Source organism: Denitromonas iodatirespirans (genome assembly GCF_018524365.1).
GTDB classification, from domain to species: Bacteria; Pseudomonadota; Gammaproteobacteria; order Burkholderiales; family Rhodocyclaceae; genus Nitrogeniibacter; species Nitrogeniibacter iodatirespirans.
The window spans coordinates 40,901-57,156 of sequence record NZ_JAEKFT010000029.1 but is presented as its reverse complement, the minus strand read 5'-3'; the positions used below and the strand labels follow the sequence as shown (position 1 = coordinate 57,156).

At 65.0% G+C, this 16,256-nt stretch carries 19 protein-coding genes; 8 read left to right on the top strand and 11 right to left on the bottom strand.

Features of this window, described 5'->3' with window-relative positions; translation table 11 throughout:
- A partial coding sequence (locus I8J34_RS19840) for a transposase (protein WP_367575907.1) occupies nucleotides 1-241 on the top strand: 241 nt, incomplete at its 5' end.
- Between the two features lie 438 nt (nucleotides 242-679).
- Here I8J34_RS19840 and I8J34_RS19835 read toward each other — a convergent pair.
- From I8J34_RS19835 to I8J34_RS19825, 3 genes are all read right to left on the bottom strand, one after another.
- Nucleotides 680-994: a BON domain-containing protein gene (locus tag I8J34_RS19835; RefSeq protein WP_214363372.1), complete on the bottom strand. Its 315-nt coding sequence runs from the start codon at nucleotides 992-994 to the stop codon at nucleotides 680-682.
- A 321-nt stretch (nucleotides 995-1,315) separates the two neighbouring features.
- On the bottom strand, nucleotides 1,316-1,531 hold the full coding sequence (locus I8J34_RS19830; RefSeq protein WP_214363371.1) for a hypothetical protein: 216 nt from the start codon (nucleotides 1,529-1,531) through the stop codon (nucleotides 1,316-1,318).
- Nucleotides 1,532-1,834: 303 nt separating this feature from the next.
- Entirely contained in the window at nucleotides 1,835-4,267 is a 2,433-nt protein-coding gene (locus tag I8J34_RS19825) for a bifunctional diguanylate cyclase/phosphodiesterase (protein WP_214363370.1), read from the bottom strand.
- A 669-nt stretch (nucleotides 4,268-4,936) separates the two neighbouring features.
- On the opposite strand from I8J34_RS19825, the gene I8J34_RS19820 reads away from it, so the two are divergent.
- Nucleotides 4,937-5,650: a Crp/Fnr family transcriptional regulator gene (locus tag I8J34_RS19820; protein ID WP_230411925.1), complete on the top strand. Its 714-nt coding sequence runs from the start codon at nucleotides 4,937-4,939 to the stop codon at nucleotides 5,648-5,650.
- Between the two features lie 203 nt (nucleotides 5,651-5,853).
- Here I8J34_RS19820 and I8J34_RS19815 read toward each other — a convergent pair whose 3' ends face one another.
- Entirely contained in the window at nucleotides 5,854-6,057 is a 204-nt protein-coding gene (locus I8J34_RS19815; protein ID WP_214363369.1) for a hypothetical protein, read from the bottom strand.
- Between the two features lie 464 nt (nucleotides 6,058-6,521).
- On the opposite strand from I8J34_RS19815, the gene I8J34_RS19810 reads away from it, so the two are divergent.
- Nucleotides 6,522-7,211, top strand: coding sequence for a Crp/Fnr family transcriptional regulator (locus I8J34_RS19810; RefSeq protein ID WP_214363368.1), 690 nt, complete (start codon nucleotides 6,522-6,524; stop codon nucleotides 7,209-7,211).
- A 15-nt stretch (nucleotides 7,212-7,226) separates the two neighbouring features.
- Here I8J34_RS19810 and I8J34_RS19805 read toward each other — a convergent pair whose 3' ends face one another.
- The 4 genes from I8J34_RS19805 to I8J34_RS19790 are packed head-to-tail and all read right to left on the bottom strand — an operon-like array spanning nucleotide 7,227 to nucleotide 9,948.
- Nucleotides 7,227-8,033 (bottom strand): transglutaminase-like domain-containing protein, encoded by an 807-nt coding sequence (locus I8J34_RS19805; protein ID WP_214363367.1) that lies wholly within the window; start codon nucleotides 8,031-8,033, stop codon nucleotides 7,227-7,229.
- Complete coding sequence (locus tag I8J34_RS19800; protein WP_214363366.1) at nucleotides 8,030-8,872, bottom strand: N-formylglutamate amidohydrolase; 843 nt, start codon at nucleotides 8,870-8,872, stop codon at nucleotides 8,030-8,032. The genes I8J34_RS19805 and I8J34_RS19800 overlap by 4 nt, the downstream gene beginning before the upstream one ends.
- Before the next feature lie 8 nt (nucleotides 8,873-8,880).
- The gene (locus tag I8J34_RS19795) at nucleotides 8,881-9,606 is read right to left on the bottom strand and encodes a proteasome-type protease (RefSeq protein WP_214363365.1); all 726 of its coding nucleotides are present in this window, start codon (nucleotides 9,604-9,606) and stop codon (nucleotides 8,881-8,883) included.
- A gap of 27 nt (nucleotides 9,607-9,633) precedes the next feature.
- Nucleotides 9,634-9,948, bottom strand: a complete 315-nt coding sequence (locus I8J34_RS19790) for a hypothetical protein (RefSeq protein ID WP_214363364.1) — start codon at nucleotides 9,946-9,948, stop codon at nucleotides 9,634-9,636.
- Between the two features lie 318 nt (nucleotides 9,949-10,266).
- Between I8J34_RS19790 and I8J34_RS19785 the strand changes: the two genes are divergently transcribed.
- Both I8J34_RS19785 and I8J34_RS19780 read left to right on the top strand, forming a co-directional pair.
- Nucleotides 10,267-10,566 (top strand): hypothetical protein, encoded by a 300-nt coding sequence (locus I8J34_RS19785; RefSeq protein ID WP_214363363.1) that lies wholly within the window; start codon nucleotides 10,267-10,269, stop codon nucleotides 10,564-10,566.
- A gap of 89 nt (nucleotides 10,567-10,655) precedes the next feature.
- Complete coding sequence (locus I8J34_RS19780) at nucleotides 10,656-10,844, top strand: DUF6116 family protein (protein ID WP_214363362.1); 189 nt, start codon at nucleotides 10,656-10,658, stop codon at nucleotides 10,842-10,844.
- A gap of 12 nt (nucleotides 10,845-10,856) precedes the next feature.
- On the opposite strand, the gene I8J34_RS19775 is transcribed toward I8J34_RS19780, so the two are convergent.
- The gene (locus I8J34_RS19775; protein ID WP_214363361.1) at nucleotides 10,857-13,727 is read right to left on the bottom strand and encodes a PAS domain S-box protein; all 2,871 of its coding nucleotides are present in this window, start codon (nucleotides 13,725-13,727) and stop codon (nucleotides 10,857-10,859) included.
- A 114-nt stretch (nucleotides 13,728-13,841) separates the two neighbouring features.
- Between I8J34_RS19775 and tadA the strand changes: the two genes are divergently transcribed.
- The 3 genes from tadA to I8J34_RS19760 are packed head-to-tail and all read left to right on the top strand — an operon-like array spanning nucleotide 13,842 to nucleotide 15,215.
- Nucleotides 13,842-14,309: a tRNA adenosine(34) deaminase TadA gene (gene tadA, locus I8J34_RS19770; RefSeq protein WP_214363360.1), complete on the top strand. Its 468-nt coding sequence runs from the start codon at nucleotides 13,842-13,844 to the stop codon at nucleotides 14,307-14,309.
- A gap of 1 nt (nucleotide 14,310) precedes the next feature.
- The gene (locus I8J34_RS19765) at nucleotides 14,311-14,787 is read left to right on the top strand and encodes a L,D-transpeptidase (protein ID WP_214363359.1); all 477 of its coding nucleotides are present in this window, start codon (nucleotides 14,311-14,313) and stop codon (nucleotides 14,785-14,787) included.
- The gene (locus I8J34_RS19760) at nucleotides 14,784-15,215 is read left to right on the top strand and encodes a GNAT family N-acetyltransferase (protein ID WP_214363358.1); all 432 of its coding nucleotides are present in this window, start codon (nucleotides 14,784-14,786) and stop codon (nucleotides 15,213-15,215) included. The genes I8J34_RS19765 and I8J34_RS19760 overlap by 4 nt, the downstream gene beginning before the upstream one ends.
- On the opposite strand, the gene I8J34_RS19755 is transcribed toward I8J34_RS19760, so the two are convergent.
- Nucleotides 15,202-15,963, bottom strand: coding sequence for an NRDE family protein (locus I8J34_RS19755; RefSeq protein ID WP_214363357.1), 762 nt, complete (start codon nucleotides 15,961-15,963; stop codon nucleotides 15,202-15,204). The two genes, I8J34_RS19760 and I8J34_RS19755, sit on opposite strands and share 14 nt — an antisense overlap.
- Nucleotides 15,954-16,244: a DUF4936 family protein gene (locus I8J34_RS19750; protein WP_214363356.1), complete on the bottom strand. Its 291-nt coding sequence runs from the start codon at nucleotides 16,242-16,244 to the stop codon at nucleotides 15,954-15,956. The genes I8J34_RS19755 and I8J34_RS19750 overlap by 10 nt, the downstream gene beginning before the upstream one ends.
- Nucleotides 16,245-16,256: the final 12 nt, after the last annotated feature.

Below are 16,256 nucleotides of genomic sequence, written 5' to 3'. Positions count from 1 at the left end.
AGAGAATCGGCTGCATTGGTGCCTGGATGTGCAGTTCGCCGACGACTACGCCCGTGCCCGCACCGGACACGTTGCCCACAACCTGGCGCTGGTACGCCACATCGCGTTGAACCTCATTCGGCTGAACGCCTCACGCAAGGCCAGCATCAAGACCAAGCGGTTGCTGGCCGCCACGTCCGATGAGTACCGTGCCGAACTGCTCGGCTTCGAACCGCAGGACGAGGAGGAGGATGACGATTGATGACGGGCGCGTAGCTGCGGGAGCCCTGGGTATTTCGGTGGCAGCACAATCACCGTGTTTTGCGCAAATGGCGCCGGTCTGAAGACAGCGCGGTGCAATGAGATGGCCGCCGAATGCGGAAGCCCGCGATGTCGTCGAAGACGTCGGCCTTGAAGGCTTTGGCCAATTGGACGTGGTTGAGATCCCGCGCACGGGGTGGCACACCGTAGCGTGTGCACCGCTCAACGATGCATTCATACTCCGCCGGGCGGTTGGGCGGTTGGGCGGTGGCGAGCGCCAGATACTATGCCTGCTCCGGGATGTCGCTCTCCTCGGATGGACGGGCGTGCAACTCGTCGTTGAGGGCAAAACGTCGCGGATGGTTGGCAGGGATGGCGATGGTCACGAGGCGATGGTTTTAGCCTTGGCCGGTTGCCGAATGGGGCAACCGGCCGTCGCTTACTTGATGCGCATGTCGTCCTTGACCGACTTCACGCCGCTGACACCACGTGCGACCTCGATCGCCTTGTCGGCAGCCGCCCGGGTACTCACAAACCCGCTCAGTTGCACCACGCCCTTGAATGTTTCGACGTTGATTTCAGCCGATTTCAGCATGCCGTCGTTGAAGATGGCCGCCTTGACTTTCGAGGTGATGACGCTGTCGTCCATGTATTCACCCATGCCTTCCTGCCTGCTGGTGGAGGCACAGCCGACGGCTGTCATCAGTGTCACTGCCAGAAAAGCGGCCGATAGGTACTTGCCAAATGATTTCATGGTGATTCTCTCCAGAGGTAGATGGAACGGCTTGTTTCCAATCGAAAAAGGCCAACTCGGGGCCTGTTCGCGACGCCGTCGGTCAGGACATCCCGGTTCGCGGCAAGCGTTCATCGAACGCCTCTGCTGTTTGTGTCGAAACCTGTAGGCAGCATAGCCACGCCGGCCGACGTAATCGGTACGCTGGCGCACACAAGGCTGCACCAGTGCGCCGCAGAGCCGCCTGCAGTGGGTTTTCCGAGGCAGGGCGAAACGCGTCATCTGTGTGTGCCAGCGTACTGAACCGCTGTGGCAAGGCGCGTAGCTTTGGCGTCGATGGCGTCAATCGCGCGGGAGCTGCGATTCGGTCATCCAATCCGTGGAGGTCTTGCTATGAACAGCGTCATATATATCGTTGGGCTGGTCGTCGTCGTCCTGGCCGTGTTGTCGTTTTTCGGCTTTCGATAAGACGTCGAAATCGCCGCAAGGCGTTTCAGAATTCACGCCGGATGTCGCATCGACATCCAGGACGAAGTCCATGCCCTGGATGAACGACATGGCACGATGCCGGCGGCCCGGGCGAGATGGCGGCTGTCGAGCCATGCATGTCGTTCACGAAGGACCACGATCACACTGACGGTATTGCCGATGGCCACTACCGGGCTCGTCTCCGGCTGCGTTGCCTACGACCGTCCGCAGGTGGGCGGCGGGCACCATCGGGACAGCTCATCTGGGTGGACCGGCCGGATCGCGACGATCACGAGGGCGGTGCTTCTGATCGGCGGGACCTGCGTCCGAACGATCACAACGGCTGCTGAGCGCCTCCACGCGGTCAAAACCCTATCCGAACGGCGTGGCGCCTTATTCGCGCAAACCATGCACCTGTTGATCGAGCGATAGCGCGAACTCCTTCGCGGGCACGGGATATCCGAACAGATAGCCTTGCGCTTCGTCGCAGTGCTGCGCCAGGAGGAAGGCGCGTTGCTCTTGCGTCTCAACGCCCTCCGCAATGACGCGCCGCTTGAGCTTGATGCCCATACCGATGACCGCTGAAACGATGCTCGCATCATCGCCATCGCTGACAATGTCGCGCACGAAGGATTGGTCGATCTTCAGCGTATCGATAGGGAACTGTTTTAAGTAGCTCAGGCTGGAATAGCCAGTACCGAAATCGTCGATGACAAGCGCGATGCCCATGCGCTTGAGGGCGCGCAGCACTGCCATGGACGACTCGGCATTGTGCATGAGCAGCGATTCGGTCAACTCGACCTGCACGAACCGGGGCGGCACACCGGTTTCTTTCAGCGTCAGCGCGAAGCTCGTCAGAAAGTCCTTGTGCCTGAACTCCAGCGCCGAGATGTTCACCGCCACCGGCACGGCGTGCAAGCCATTTGCCAGCCAGGTCTGGACTTGCCGGCAGGCTTCCCGGAGTACCCAGCGGCCGATGGGAACGATGAGGCCGCATTCTTCCGCGATCGCCATAAACTGCTCGGGAACGACCAGGCCGAGCTCAGGATCGTGCCAGCGAATCAGCGCTTCGGCACCGGTCATTTTCCCCGAGACGAGATCCATCTTCGGTTGGTAATACAGCTCGAATTCGCCCTGCTTGAGGGCGCGGTGCAGCCGGCTCTCGATGGCCAGGCGGCGCACGACACGGGCGTTCATTTCGGACGTGAAAAACTGATGGTTGTTCCGCCCCTTGCTCTTGGCGTGGTACATGGCGGTATCGGCGCTCTGCATCATGGTATCGACGTCGATTCCGTCGTCCGGATAGATACCGATGCCAATGCTTGGGGTGACATGCAGTTCGTGCTCGCCAATGAGGAAGGGCGTGGCCAGGGAGGCCAGGATTTTTTCGGCAACCCAGACCGTATCCTCGGGTTGATCGATTTCCGGCAGCAGAATCAGGAATTCGTCGCCCCCCAGGCGGCCCACGGTATCGGTGGCGCGCACACATCGGGACAGGCGTTCGGCCACGGCCTTGAGCATTTGATCGCCAACGCCGTGGCCCAATGAGTCGTTGATGTTCTTGAAGTGATCCAGATCGATGAAGAGCAGGGCCGCCTGAGCGTGATGCCGGTGGGCCAGACCGATCGCCTGGGAGATCCGTTCGGTCAGCAACACCCGATTGGGGAGGCCGGTGAGAAAGTCATGCTGGGCCAGATGGGCCAGCTTGATCGCCGCCGCATGGGATTTGCTGACATCGTGAAATACGATCACGGCGCCCGCCACCTGACCGTCGCGGTTGTGGATCGGTGCGGCGGAGTCCTCGATGGCCGACTCGGTGCCGTCGCGGCGGATCAACAGGCAATTCGCGGCAAGGCCCACGGTACGGTCCTCCGAGATGGCTCGCTGCGCCGGGTTGGGTGCGTTCTGACGGGTCGTGCCGTCAACGATCCGGAAGACCTCGGCCAACGGGCGACCCAGCGCATCCGCCAGCGGCCAGCCGGTCATGGTCTCCGCGGCCGAATTCAGATAGGTCACGCTCCCCTGCATGTTGGTGCTCAGTACGGCGTCGCCGATGGAATTGAGCGTGACCTGGGCGCGCTCCCGTTCGGCGAACAGGTCGTCCTCCGCTGCGCGCAGCACCGCTTCGGTCGCTTTTCGTTGACTGATGTCTTCCACGGTTTCCACATGCCCGAGGCACATCGCGCCGTCTTGCGTGACGGCACGGTTGAGACGGGTCCAAACAACGCTTCCGTCCCCGCGCACGAAACGCACCTCCGCCTGGAAGGGGGTCTGATTCCGCAACGCGTCATGCCACTGGGCGAGCACGCCCGGGCGATCGTCCGGGTGGATGGCCATGCTCCAGTCCGTTCCGTGAGTCTCGCCGAAGTTCAGGCCGGAGATCTCGTGATAGGCCGGATTGGTGTAGATGCATGCCCCCTGATCGTCCGACACGAAGATGCCCAAGGGAGATGCTTCGCTGATCGATCGAAAACGCGCCTCGCTGAGATGCAGCGCTTCCTGGTTCGCCCGGTGTGCGACAAGCGTCGCCAGGGTGGGGAGAAATCCGTCGGCGTCGGCATCGTCGCGGGTGATACGGCCCTGGGTGCCATCGCCGACGACCCGCCATTCAATGCCGCCTTCGTGCTCTGCGCTGAAGCGCAAAATCAGCGCATGCGGCGTCGCCTGTCTCAAGGCGGCGACACTCTGATGCCGATCCGGCAGTGCGCCGTCGAGCACGACCACGTCGAATCCATCCTGATTCAGCCGGGCAAGGGCATCTGCCAGTCCCGTCACCCGCTCAACCCGATAGGCGGCGCGATCCGCCACCGTCAGCGCCAGGGGCATGGTTTCGTCGGCGCAGCGGTCATGCTCGACGAGAAGGAGCCGGAGCGGGGCCGGTTTCACGGCTCGGGGTGTTCGGAGTGTGCCGCGTGCGCCCTCAGCCGGAGCGTGTCGCGCATCGGGCGTCGCTGCACGCCCGTCCGAAGAGCAGCCTCGGCTGCGTGTCTGAGGCCAAGGCGCAGGAAACGTATACGCCCATCCCGGCCGGCTGTGCCAAAACACTCGATCGGCAGTGGCGCATTGTTGGCGATGGCCCCGCCTCTGAACGACACCCGGCTCTGTGCAAAGATGTCTCGGCTCATGTCATGCGTCCTCTCGTCCGACTGTTTTCATCACACAGGCCTCCGCATACCACCGTCGGTGGCTCGGGTGGCGAGGCGATCCTGCGCCGCCGGGAGGTCGGAACTCGCGACGGCTTGTATAGGCTAAAGGTGCCATCCGCGAAGATCTGTGCGGTGTCGAACAGAACCCGGGTCCGTGCGGTGGCGGCAAGCTTGTTCGATGCGGGGCGCGGTATGCTGTAGGCAGCGGCTCGCTCGAAGTCTCGCCGGGCTGTACGAAAGCGCACATACATGGCCTGTCCGGCCTGTTTAAAGTAAAACACGGCGGAGGCCCGGAATGGCTGTCGTTCCGACGCGGGCTTTCGCACATTGCTGTGTTTGGAGAACACCCGTGCCTGAAACCCAAGACCCGCGCCAGAATCACCTTCTCGCCGCTTTGCCGGTTGAAGACCGCGAGCGCCTTTTCCCCAAGCTGGAAGAGACCCCGATGCCGCTGGGGCACGTCCTGTATGAATCCGGCGCGCAAATGCGCCATATCTATTTTCCGACCACGGCCATCGTGTCCCTGCTGTATGTGATGGAAGACGGCGCGTCTGCCGAGATCGCCGTGGTCGGCAACGAGGGGGTCGTCGGTGTGTCGCTTTTCATGGGCGGCGAAACCACGCCCAGTCGGGCCGTGGTGCAAAGCGCCGGCCTTGCCTACCGTTTGCCGGGGCAGTTGCTCAAGGACGAATTCCTGCGCGCCGGACCGATGCAGCGCCTGCTGTTGCGCTATACCCAGGCCCTGATCACGCAGATGGCCCAGACGGCCGTGTGCAACCGGCATCACTCCCTGGACCAACAGTTCTGCCGTTGGCTGTTGCTGTCTCTCGACCGTCTGCCCACCAACGAGCTGGTCATGACCCAAGAGCTGATCGCCAACATGCTCGGCGTGCGCCGCGAGGGGGTCACCGAGGCTGCCGGCAACGTGCAGCGGGCGGGTCTGATCGAATACCGCCGGGGCCACATCGCGGTGCTGGATCGTGCCGGTCTGGAAGCACGGACCTGTGAGTGCTACGCGGTGGTGAAGAAGGAGTTCGACCGGCTGTTGCCCTATACAGACTAGCGGCACTTTGTGGCAGCTTATCCATTCGGGGCTTTCCCCGTGGACAGGAGGGGCGCCCCGGGGCCACCAAGGCCCCAGGGTGAGCATCCGTCAAAGCAGCCTAGGCTTCTGGCCGCACGGGAGGTGGAAACCGGCAGCCCCGGTCGCGGCCGATGGGCGAAACCGCGCCCCGGTAGCGGTACCCGTGGGGCGCGGCGCATCGATTACTTCTTGTCGTCGCCCTTGGCGGCATCCTGGATGGCGTCGCCGGCCTTTTCGATCTGTTGTCCGGTTTTTTCCATCGCTTTGTCGACTTCCTTGCCGGTCCGTTCCATCGGGCCTTCGTCCTTCTGGCAGCCGGACAATGCGACGAGCAGCGCACCCATGAGCAAGGTTGCGCCAGTGTGTCTTTTGAGTTTCATCATCATGTAGTTCCTCGTGATCCCCTTGGCACGAAGCCAAGATTCAGGGCAATCCTGTTGACGTTGAGCGTGTTCATATCGTTCCTTCATGGGTGAGCCTGGGCGTGCCGCATCGGTAGGTCGAGCCGGACAAACACGTGCCATCGTCTGGGGCGCGCTGCGTTCATCGATTTCGCATTGCTCCGGGCCTGCGGGCTCCGATGAAACGAGCTTAGAGATCCGTCCCCCCATTGTCCGTTTGCTGCCGTACAGAGCCAGGGTTGTCCGTTGCCACGCCGGCATCCGATGCCGCACGGCGCCTTGTCAACTGACCCCTCCAGTCGGTAATTGCGCCGATTCCCGGCGCCCGGCTGTGCCCGACTCCGAGGTGGCCCGAGATTGCCCACGGATCGCCCCTTCTGTGCGCCAGCGTCCAGACGTCGGCGCCTGGCGCGTTCAAGCTGCGAAGACAATCATTCAGGAGCACCGCCATGCCCCCGGCCAATCGGCTGCTCTCTGCCTTGCCGTCCAAGGACCGTCGGCGCTTTTTGTCGGGCTGTGAGTCGGTGAAGCTCGCATTCGGAGACGTCCTGACCGAGCCCGGCGATCCCATTCGCCATGTCTATTTTCCGACCCAGTCCTTCATTTCCCTGGTCATGCCCGTCAGCGGCCATTCCGGCCTGGAGGTGGGTCTGGTCGGCGATGAAGGCATGCTCGGGATTTCGCTGAGCCTCGGTGTGGACCGTTCCCCCTTCCACGCGGTGGTGCAAGGGGAGGGCATGGCCCTCCGCCTCGATGCGGCGCGGTTTTGCCACGAGTTGGCCCTCAGTTCCGCGCTCCAGGGCGTCCTCAAGCGCTATATCGCAGTGGTCCTCGGTCAGCTGGCCCAAACCGCCGCCTGCTCCCGCTTCCACGTGGTCGAAGCACGTCTCGCCCGCTGGCTCTTGATGAGTGGCGACCGTGCCCATTCGCCAACATTCCATGTCACCCATGATTTTCTTGCCTACATGCTCGGTGTGCGCCGCGTCGGTGTGACCAAGGCGGCATCTTCGCTGCGGGCGCGCGGGCTGATCGGCTATCGGCGCGGCGATATCACGATTGTCGATCGGGCGGCGCTGGAATCCGTTTGCTGCGGGTGCTACGCCGCCGACAACACCGTCTACGCCAAGGTGATGGGGTAGCGGGGCCGGGCTCGGTTAGACCACTTCGTCCGTGAATACCTTGAATTGCTTCAGGGTGTTGGGACCGAAGGTGTTGCTGAGGGCCACGTCGGCCGCGTCGCGGCCGCGGGCGATCAGCACCCGCCCGATGCGCGGCATGTTGTTGCGCGCATCGAAGGTGTACCAATTGCCGTCGAGGTAGGCCTCGAACCAGCCGGCGAAGTCCATTGGGCCGTAGGGCGGCGGCATGCCGATATCCCCAAGATAGCCCGTGCAGTAGCGGGCGGGAATGTTCATGCAACGACAGAAGGTGATGGCCAGATGGGCGTAGTCGCGGCAGACGCCAGCTTTCTGCCGGTAGACTTCCCATGCCGTCTTGGTGGAGCACGCGTGTTCATAGCCGAAAGCGATGTGGTGGTGCACGAAGTCGCAGATCGCCTGGACGCGCGCCCATCCCGGCGGTGACGTGTGGAACAGCCTCCAGGCGGTCTCCGACAGGCGATCGGTCTCGCAGTAACGGCTTCCCAGGAGAAACAGCAGGGTCTCGTCGGGCAGCGTTTCCACCGGTGTCTGCCTCGCCTCGGGAACAATGCTGTCGGGCAGGCCGGTATCGTTCACCAGGGCATCGGTAGACAGTTTGAGCAGGCCCTTGGGCGCGACGATACGACTGCACCAATTGCCGAAGCTGTCGCGATAGGCGGTGATCGGGACCGGTGGATCGGCAATCAGATGGTCCGGCCTGATGATGTCCGACACGCGCGAGTAGTGCACGCTCAAGCTCAGGATCATGGGCGTTGGTTGAGGGCATTCGTAGATCAGTTCGTAGCCAATGCGAATCTTCATGGGAGTGCTCCTGCTTGCCGCCGGCGCGACCCGCTGGCCGGCGCTGACGATGAGGGGGAAGAGGGCGGCGGAATGGATGCGGTATCGGGCCCGGCGCGGTCCAGGACCTGGCGCAGGGCGTCGACGATCACCTGTCGCAGCCGGGCCCATGCGCGGGCATTCCCGGCGACGTGTTTCTGGTTGATTTCCAGCTCGATTGCCAAATAGGTGTCGGGCGGCAGCGCGCGGCGAAGGTGACGGGCCAGCCCGTCGTTTTTGCCGGCGTAAGGGTAGTTGCGGCGAACGACGAGTGCCGGGGCACATTGCTTGAGGGCCATTTTCCAGCGCTCGCAAAACTGCGCTTCGCCGGGCCGGGCCGGATCGTAGAGCAGCCCGATGTCGGCATGACGCACTTTGCCGTTCAATTCCGGGGTGAAGCTGTGTGACGCGAGATGGATCACCCGGCCGTGGTCGGCGATCGCCTGTCTGACGAGGCGCTCGACCTCATTCCGGTACGGTTGATAATGCTGGCGCAAGATGCCTTGCCGCACGCTGGCCGGTGCGCTTCGGATCTGTGCCAGATGGAGATGACGATGGTCGACAGAGCGATTCAGGTCCACCAGCAGGCGGCTCACCGTGGCGAACACCAGCGGGGCGTCGAATGCGGCGGCCAGTTCCCGCGCCATGCGCAGGGCGCCGGCGTCGTAGCCGCGGTGGGTTGTCAGCACGGCCTGGTGGGCCTGAAAGAAATGACGATAGTGCGCGGGAATCCGGTTGCCGCCATGCTCGCAGCTGATCACCAGCCGCGCGCTTGCCTCATGATCATGGTCCGCGCTGCGCAGAATGGGGGCCGTGCTCATCGAGCGCCCTACCAGTCCAGGTCGGGCAGCTCTCGGAACACTTGGCGCGTGCCCTCGCTCCATTGCTTGCCGAGCGCGCCGAAGTACGCATCTCCGACATCGAAGCGGCGACGCATCCGGACTTCGAGACTGTCCCGCTCGTAACAGAGCAGATCGATGGGCATGCCGACGGACAGGTTGCTTCGCATCGTGGAATCGAAAGACACCAGGGCGCACTTTGCCGCCTCGTTGAGCGGGGTGGCCGGGGTGATGACCCAGTCGATGATCGGTTTCCCGTACTTGGTTTCGCCCGTTTGAAGATAGGGGGTCTCCTGGCCGGCCTCGATGAAGTTGCCTTCGGCGTAGATCCGGAAGAGGCGTGGCGGCTCGCCCACGATCTGGCCGCCGAGAATGAACGAGGCGTTGAACCCGACGTCGCTTTCCGTCAGGTGCTGGCCGTCGCGTCGATCCACCTCTCGCATGGCATCCGACACCAGCATCGCAGTGTCGAACATGGACTCGGCCTGCCACAGGCTGCCGTCGGCCGAGCGGGCGGCGTGCTGCTTGAGCAGACCGATGACCGCCTGGGTGCCTGCCAGGTTGCCGGAGCTGAGGAGCGCAATCACCCGGTCGCCGGGGCGCTCGAACACGCTCATCTTGCTGAAGCAGGCGAAGTTGTCGACCCCGGCGTGGGTGCGCGAGTCGGACGCGAGAATCAATCCGCTGTCGAGCTGTATGCCGACGCAGTAGGTCATGACGGTGCCTCGATGCGCGAAGAGCGCTCAGACCAAGGTGTTGATGGCGCGCTTGACGGCGTCGTCGACAAGCTGTCGGTCGGCTTGGGATTCGCCGAGGATGGCGTCCCAGTACAGCCGAAGATAGGCGGAGCGGTGGCCCGTTTTCAGGACCAGGGTTTGTATGCCGCGCTGCTGGCCAAAACCGTAGTCGGAATCGTAGCCGAGCAGATCGTGCAGCCCGGCCTCCCAGATTCCGGCCTGGACAGCGTCGATGATGGACGCCATGCGCCGATGGAATTCATTTGCCATTTCGATGGTGAACTGCTTCTTGTCCATGCCGCCCTTGTCGGTGATTTGCATGAGAACGCCTCGCCCGGCCATACATGTTGGCGGATGGGCGTTCCTGATCGTGTTGGCCCAGCTTGCTCCCTCGGTCGGCACCGTTCTATGCGCTAGCGCACATAGGCAGGAGCATTTTTTCAATCGGATGACCCGGTGCGTTGGAATGCTCGCGTGGCGCGCCCCCTCGGGCCTGCGCTTGGGCGCAGGGTGGATGGCGTGCCCGTGGCCGCCGATTGGCGGCGCAGGGCGGATGAACCCGGGATGAACGGAAGATTCAGGAGTCGTTCAGCGCCCCGCCGGCATAGTGCAGCCATCGACCACACACCGGAGCTCGCCATGACGACCACCTGCTTCAAATCGCTCTCCGCGCTTGCACTCGTTGCCTTGCTGGCAGGGCAGGCCCACGCGGCAACACCGCGGACCGAAACCTGCGAGCAGATCCGCGCCCGAATCCAGGCGCAGGTCGGCGACCGGGCCAAACCGGATACGGCCATGCTGGATACGGTGTCCGAGCATCCTGACTGCGCGTTCACGGCGGCGGAGGTGTTCCGCGCGGCCTTTGGTGATCGACCAATGCCCGTCCAGACGCACCGGCGCGATCGCCGTGACCGAAACGATGATGATGACGACGATTGATCGGGCGCCGGCCGGCAAAGCCGCTGCGCGTTACGATACGGCAATGCCGCGGGCGATTTGCCGGTCGGCGAACCTCTCGGAGGATGGCGATGGCAACGCCCTTGATCGGCGCGATCCTGCAATGGGCCGGGCGCCTGCGGTTTCCGCAGGTGTTCGCGCTGACCGCCGTGCTCTTCATCGTCGACCTGCTGGTGCCCGATCCGCTGCCGTTTGCCGACGAGTTGCTGTTCGGCTTGCTCACCGTGCTGTTCGGCCTGTGGCGCAAAGGGCGGCGCTGAGCGGGCGCGGGCTTACTTGTCGATGCTGCCCAGCGTGAAGTAAAAGCGCGCACCGCGATCAATTTCGCCTTCGGCCCATACCCGGCCGCCATGGCGCTGGATGATGCGCGACACCGTGGCCAGGCCGATACCGGTGCCTTCGAAGTCGCGGTCGGTATGCAGGCGCTGGAAGGGGCCGAAGAGCTTGTCGGCATAGCGCATGTCGAAGCCGGCGCCATTGTCCTCGACGCAGAACACGGTCTCGGGACCGGCTTTGGCGGTGAAGAAGCGGATCTCGGCCTGGGGGCGCTTGGCGGTGAATTTCCACGCGTTGCCGAGCAGGTTCTCGACCGCGATCTGCAAGAGCTTGGCGTCGGCAAAAACGGTCATGTCGGGGGCGATATGCACCTCGACCTGGCGCTGAGGCTGGTTCTGCGCCAATGCGCCGACGACCTGTCCGGCCATGTGGCTGAGGTCGATCGACTTGCGGTTGAGCGGGCGCCGCGATACGCGCGACAACTCCAGCAGGTCGTCGATCAGCTCGCTCATGCGCGAGACGGCCGCCAGCATGCGCTCGAACAGCTTGTGCGCCTCCGGGGTGAAGGCCTCGTGATAGTCGTCGCGAATGATTCGGGCATAGCCGTCGATGGCGCGCAGCGGAGAGCGCAGGTCGTGCGACACCGAGTAGCTGAAGGTTTCGAGTTCCTTGACGGCGGCGGCGAGTTGGGCGGTGCGGTCGGTAACGCGGATCTCCAGCTCGCGGTTGAGGTTGCGCATTTGCAGCTCGGCATTCTTGCGCTCGGAGATGTCGGTGGCGATGCACAGGAGTTGGTCGATGTCGTGCAGCGTGACCCGGCGCGCCAGAAAGCTGACCGGCAGGCGCCGTCCGTCGCGCGCTTCGACCTGGGTTTCGGCCCACGCGGCCCCTTCGTCGAAGGCGCGCTCCAGGCGCTGGAGGATCACCGGGCGGTCTTCGGCGATGATCAGATCGGCAACCGAGAGGCGGTCGAGGTCGTCGGCAGTGTGTCCGGTGAGCCGGCTGAAGTAGGGGTTGAGCAGGGTCAGGCTGCCGTCGCGCCGGGCCACGCACAGGCCGACCGGCAGGCTGTCGACCAGCGTGCGGGAGAAGGCCAGCTCGTTGGTCAGCTGCATTTCGGCGCGCTTGCGGGCGGTGATGTCGCCCATCGAGCCGACCATGCGATAGGCGTTGCCGCTTTCGTCACGCTGCGCAATGCCGCGCGAGCGGAACCAGCGGTAGCTGCCGTCATGCGTGGCCATGCGGAATTCAAGCTCGAAGTGCTGGGTCTCGCCCTTGAGATGGGCGACCATGCGCAGGTAATAGACGTCGCGGTCGTCCGGGTGCATGCGTGCCAGCCAGGCGTCGCTGGTGGTGCGCAGCGATTCGGCCGCCTCGCCCAGCAAGGCCATCAGGCGCGAGGAGAGGAACAGCTCCATGGTCAGCGGGTTCCAGTCCCACAGCCCCTCGTTGGTGCCGCGCATGGCCAGCGCGTAGCGCGTCTCGCTCTCGCGCAGCTTGCGCTCCGCATCGTATTTGGCGGTGTTGTCCTCGACGATGCCGACCCCACCGACCACTTCGCCGGCCGCGTCGAACACCGGGGCGGTACGGATCGAGAAGCGGATTTCCCGACCCGACTGGGGGTCGTGGTAGGGCCCTTCGTAGCGACCCTGATGCCCTTCGAGCGCGGCACGCACGGCCGGCAGCACGGCCGCGTCGGCGAGGGTGTGCAGGTCCAGGCCGACGAGTTGCTCGTGCGGGCGCTCCAGAATGTCGGAGAAGCGGGTGTTGACGAAGGTGATGTGCTGTTTGCGGTCGAAGTGGAAGATGCCCACCGGCGAGCTTTCGACCAGCGTCCGGTAGCGCGCTTCGCTCTCGTTGAGGCGTCGCAGCGATTCGCTGCTGGCGCGCTCGTCATGCAGCACGATGACCGCGCCGAGCGGCGCCGGGTCGCCGGCCATCTGGATCGGTGCGGTGCTGTCGAGCACCGGAATGCGCTGGCCGTGGCGATCGATCAGGATCATCGCCTCGGGGCTGCGCATGGCCGTTCCGGTTTTCAGGACGGCGTCGATCGGCAGGGCCACGGGGTGCTTGTCGGCATTGGGGGCAAAGACCAGCACCTCGTCGATCGGCCGGCCGAGCGCTTCGTCTTCCTGCCAGCCGGTCAGGGTGGCGGCGCCAGGGTTGAACAAGGTGATGCGGCCGGCGGTGTCGGTGGCCATCACTGCGTCGCCGATGGCCCGCAAGGTCACCCGCAGGCGCTCCTCGGCGGCCTTGGTTTCGGTGATCTCGATGGCCGCGCCGGTGGTATGGCAAACGCGCCCGGCGTCGTCGCGCATCAGGCGCACCGAGTCGCGCAGCCATCGCATCTGCCCGCGCGCGTCCTGGATGCGGTACTCCAGTTCGATGTCGCAGGGGCCGGCCGGGCTGGCTTCAAGGGCCTGGCGGGTACGTTCGCGGATCAGTTCGGTGTCGCCCGGCGGAATGCGCGAACGCAGATGAACCCATCCGCCATCTTCGATGAGGCTGCTCGGCGCATGGCCGATCAGGTTTCCGATGACGGGCGAGATGTAGTCGTAGGCCTGTCGCTTCAGGTCGAGGCGGTAGAGGATGTGCCCGCGGCAGGCGAGGGCCTCCTCGACATCCCGGGCCAGGGTGTCGGGCGAGGGCGGGCGTTTGTTGTCCGTCGGGGCGTCGGTGTGGTCGGGCGGGGCCGGGGTGTCGACTGTCGGCGCTTGGCGTCTGGCCGCGCGTACCGCCCAGACGGAGGCCAGCGCAGGCACCAGCGCCCATGCCATGGTGCCGGGGGCGACGAACTGGGCGATCAGCCACAGGCCCCAGGCGAGGCCAAGCGCTATGACTGGATAGGAAGAAACGGACGTCTTCAATGCCTCGATACCCGATCGCTGGAAACGGAGTGCCCCAGTTTAGCCGTTGTGCGCCTGCAAGCGCAGAGCCGGCTATGAGTAGAATGACGAATTATCCGGAGTGAACTTGAGCCCATGCATGATGACGCATTCATGAGCACCGCGCTGGCGCTGGCGCAAGAGGCCGCGGATGCCGGCGAAGTACCGGTGGGCGCGGTGGTGGTGTATCAGGGCCAGATCGTCGGTCGGGGCTTCAATCAGCCGATCGGCCGCCATGATCCGACGGCTCATGCCGAGGTGGTGGCACTGCGCGATGCGGCGGCCCGGCTGGGCAACTACCGTCTGCCTGGCTGCGAGCTGTTCGTCACCCTCGAGCCGTGCATGATGTGCGCCGGCGCGATGATGCATGCGCGCATCGCCCGCATCGTGTACGGCGCCCGCGATCCCAAGACGGGCGTGGCCGGCAGCGTGCTCGATTTGTTCTCCGAGGCGCGGCTCAATCATCATGCTCGCATCGAAGGCGGCGTACTGGCGGAGGAATGCAGCCGGATGCTGTCCGACTTTTTCGCCATGCGTCGCGCGGTGGCGCGACAAAAGAGCTGACATGAAGCTGCTGATCGATCTGGCCACGCAGGAGATGCGCTTGATGGACGCCGATGGCACGGTACTGCGCCGCTACCGGGTATCGACCGCGACCAACGGTCCGGGCGAATGTCGGGATTCGGGCTGTACGCCGCGCGGTCGTCACCGGATTCGCGCACGCATCGGCGGCGGCCAGCCGATCCGCGCGGTATTCGTCGGGCGGCGGCCGACCGGTGAGGTGTGGAGCGAGGCACTCGGCGCCGCCCATCCGTCGCGCGACTGGATTCTCAGCCGCATCCTGTGGCTGTCGGGCCTGGAGCCGGGCCGCAACCGGTTGGGCAAGGTCGACAGCATGCAGCGCTACATCTACATCCACGGCACGCCGGACACCGAACCGATGGGCGTGCCGCGTTCGCACGGCTGCGTGCGCATGGCCAACCGGGATGTGGTCGAGCTGTTCGAGCTGGTCGACACCGACACCGAGGTGGAGATCCGATGAACGTGGAGATTCTCGACTGGCCGGCCGCGCAGCCACGGGTAATGCCGTTGCGCGTGGCGGTGTTCGTGGTGGAGCAGGGCGTGCCGGCCGAGATCGAGCACGACGCCTTCGATGCGCGCTCGCGCCATGCGGCGATCACCGACGCCAGCGGTGCGGTCATCGCCACCGGGCGCTTGCTGCCGGACGGGCACATCGGCCGGATGGCGGTGGCTGCCGCGCATCGGGGTGCCGGGCTGGGCAGCCGGGTGTTGCTCGCGCTGATCGACGAAGCCCGGCGGCGCGGCTTGACCGAGGTGTGCCTCAACGCGCAGACCCACGCCTGCGCCTTCTACCGTCGGCATGGTTTCGTCGAGGTCGGCGCGGTCTATCAGGAAGCCGGTTTGCCGCATCAGGCCATGCAGCGGCGGCTGGAGGTCAGCGCACCGTAAACGATTCGTCGGTGCGCCCGTCGGGCTGGCCTTCGCTATTCCAGCGCGCCTCGACGAAGCGCACCTGGCCGTCCGCCGAACGCAGCACGACGGTGGTGCAGCGGGTGCCGTAGCCCGGCGCGCGAATGAAGCAGCTCGACAGCATGCGTTCCAGGGCCAGCGGCACGCCGGTCGCGGGCAACTCGGCGTCCGCAGCCGGCCGGTCGTTGTGCAGCAGATCGATCAATGCGTCGACATCGGGGGTGCCCCCGGTCGCCGTCTCGAGGCCGCGCCGCGCGACCCGTGCCTTTGGCCACGGGGTGTCGAGCAGGTGGTTGGAGAGGGTGTGGATGCCCGGTTCGAGCGTGCTGCAGCGGCCGGTCATGCTCTCGACCACGACCAGTGCCTCGCCGTCGCAGACCAGCAGATTGAACGGGTTGTAGTGGGCACGCTCGGCGGCGATCTGTTGCCCGATCGCCTGGGCCGGGAGGTCGCCGGTCGCGGCGCGCACCACCAGATCGCCGCGGCTGCGTGCGTCGTCACGCAAGCGGGTCGGATCGCGGAAGTTGGTCAGTGCGGCAAAGCGGCCGTCGCGCCCGACACCGAGCCACGTGCCCCCGCCGCGCAGGTCGCGCCCGGCGAGGAAATCGGGCATCTCGGGCCACCAGGCGGCCGGCGCCGTGGGGCGCTCGAAGAACTCGTCGCGGTTGGCGATGACGATCAGCGGGTAGTCGGGGTGCTGGCGCCAGGCCACGGCGATCAGGCACACGGGACGAAATGCTCCACATGCCGCGCACCGTCGAGATGCGCGTCGATATCGGCCGCATGCGCGGCATGCGCCAGCGCGGGCAGGAAGCGATCGGCGTCAGGCACCGCCCGATACACCTCCATCCAGGTCAATGGATCGTCGGCGCGCCGATGCAGGCTGCCGCTCACGCCGGTGGCCTCGGCCACCGCGTCGAGCACACGCTGCGCGGCACGCCGGGCGTCATCCGTGCGGGCCGGATCGACCCGGTAGTAGACATAGAGGTCGCTCACTCGAGCAGACATGCGTCCTTCGGG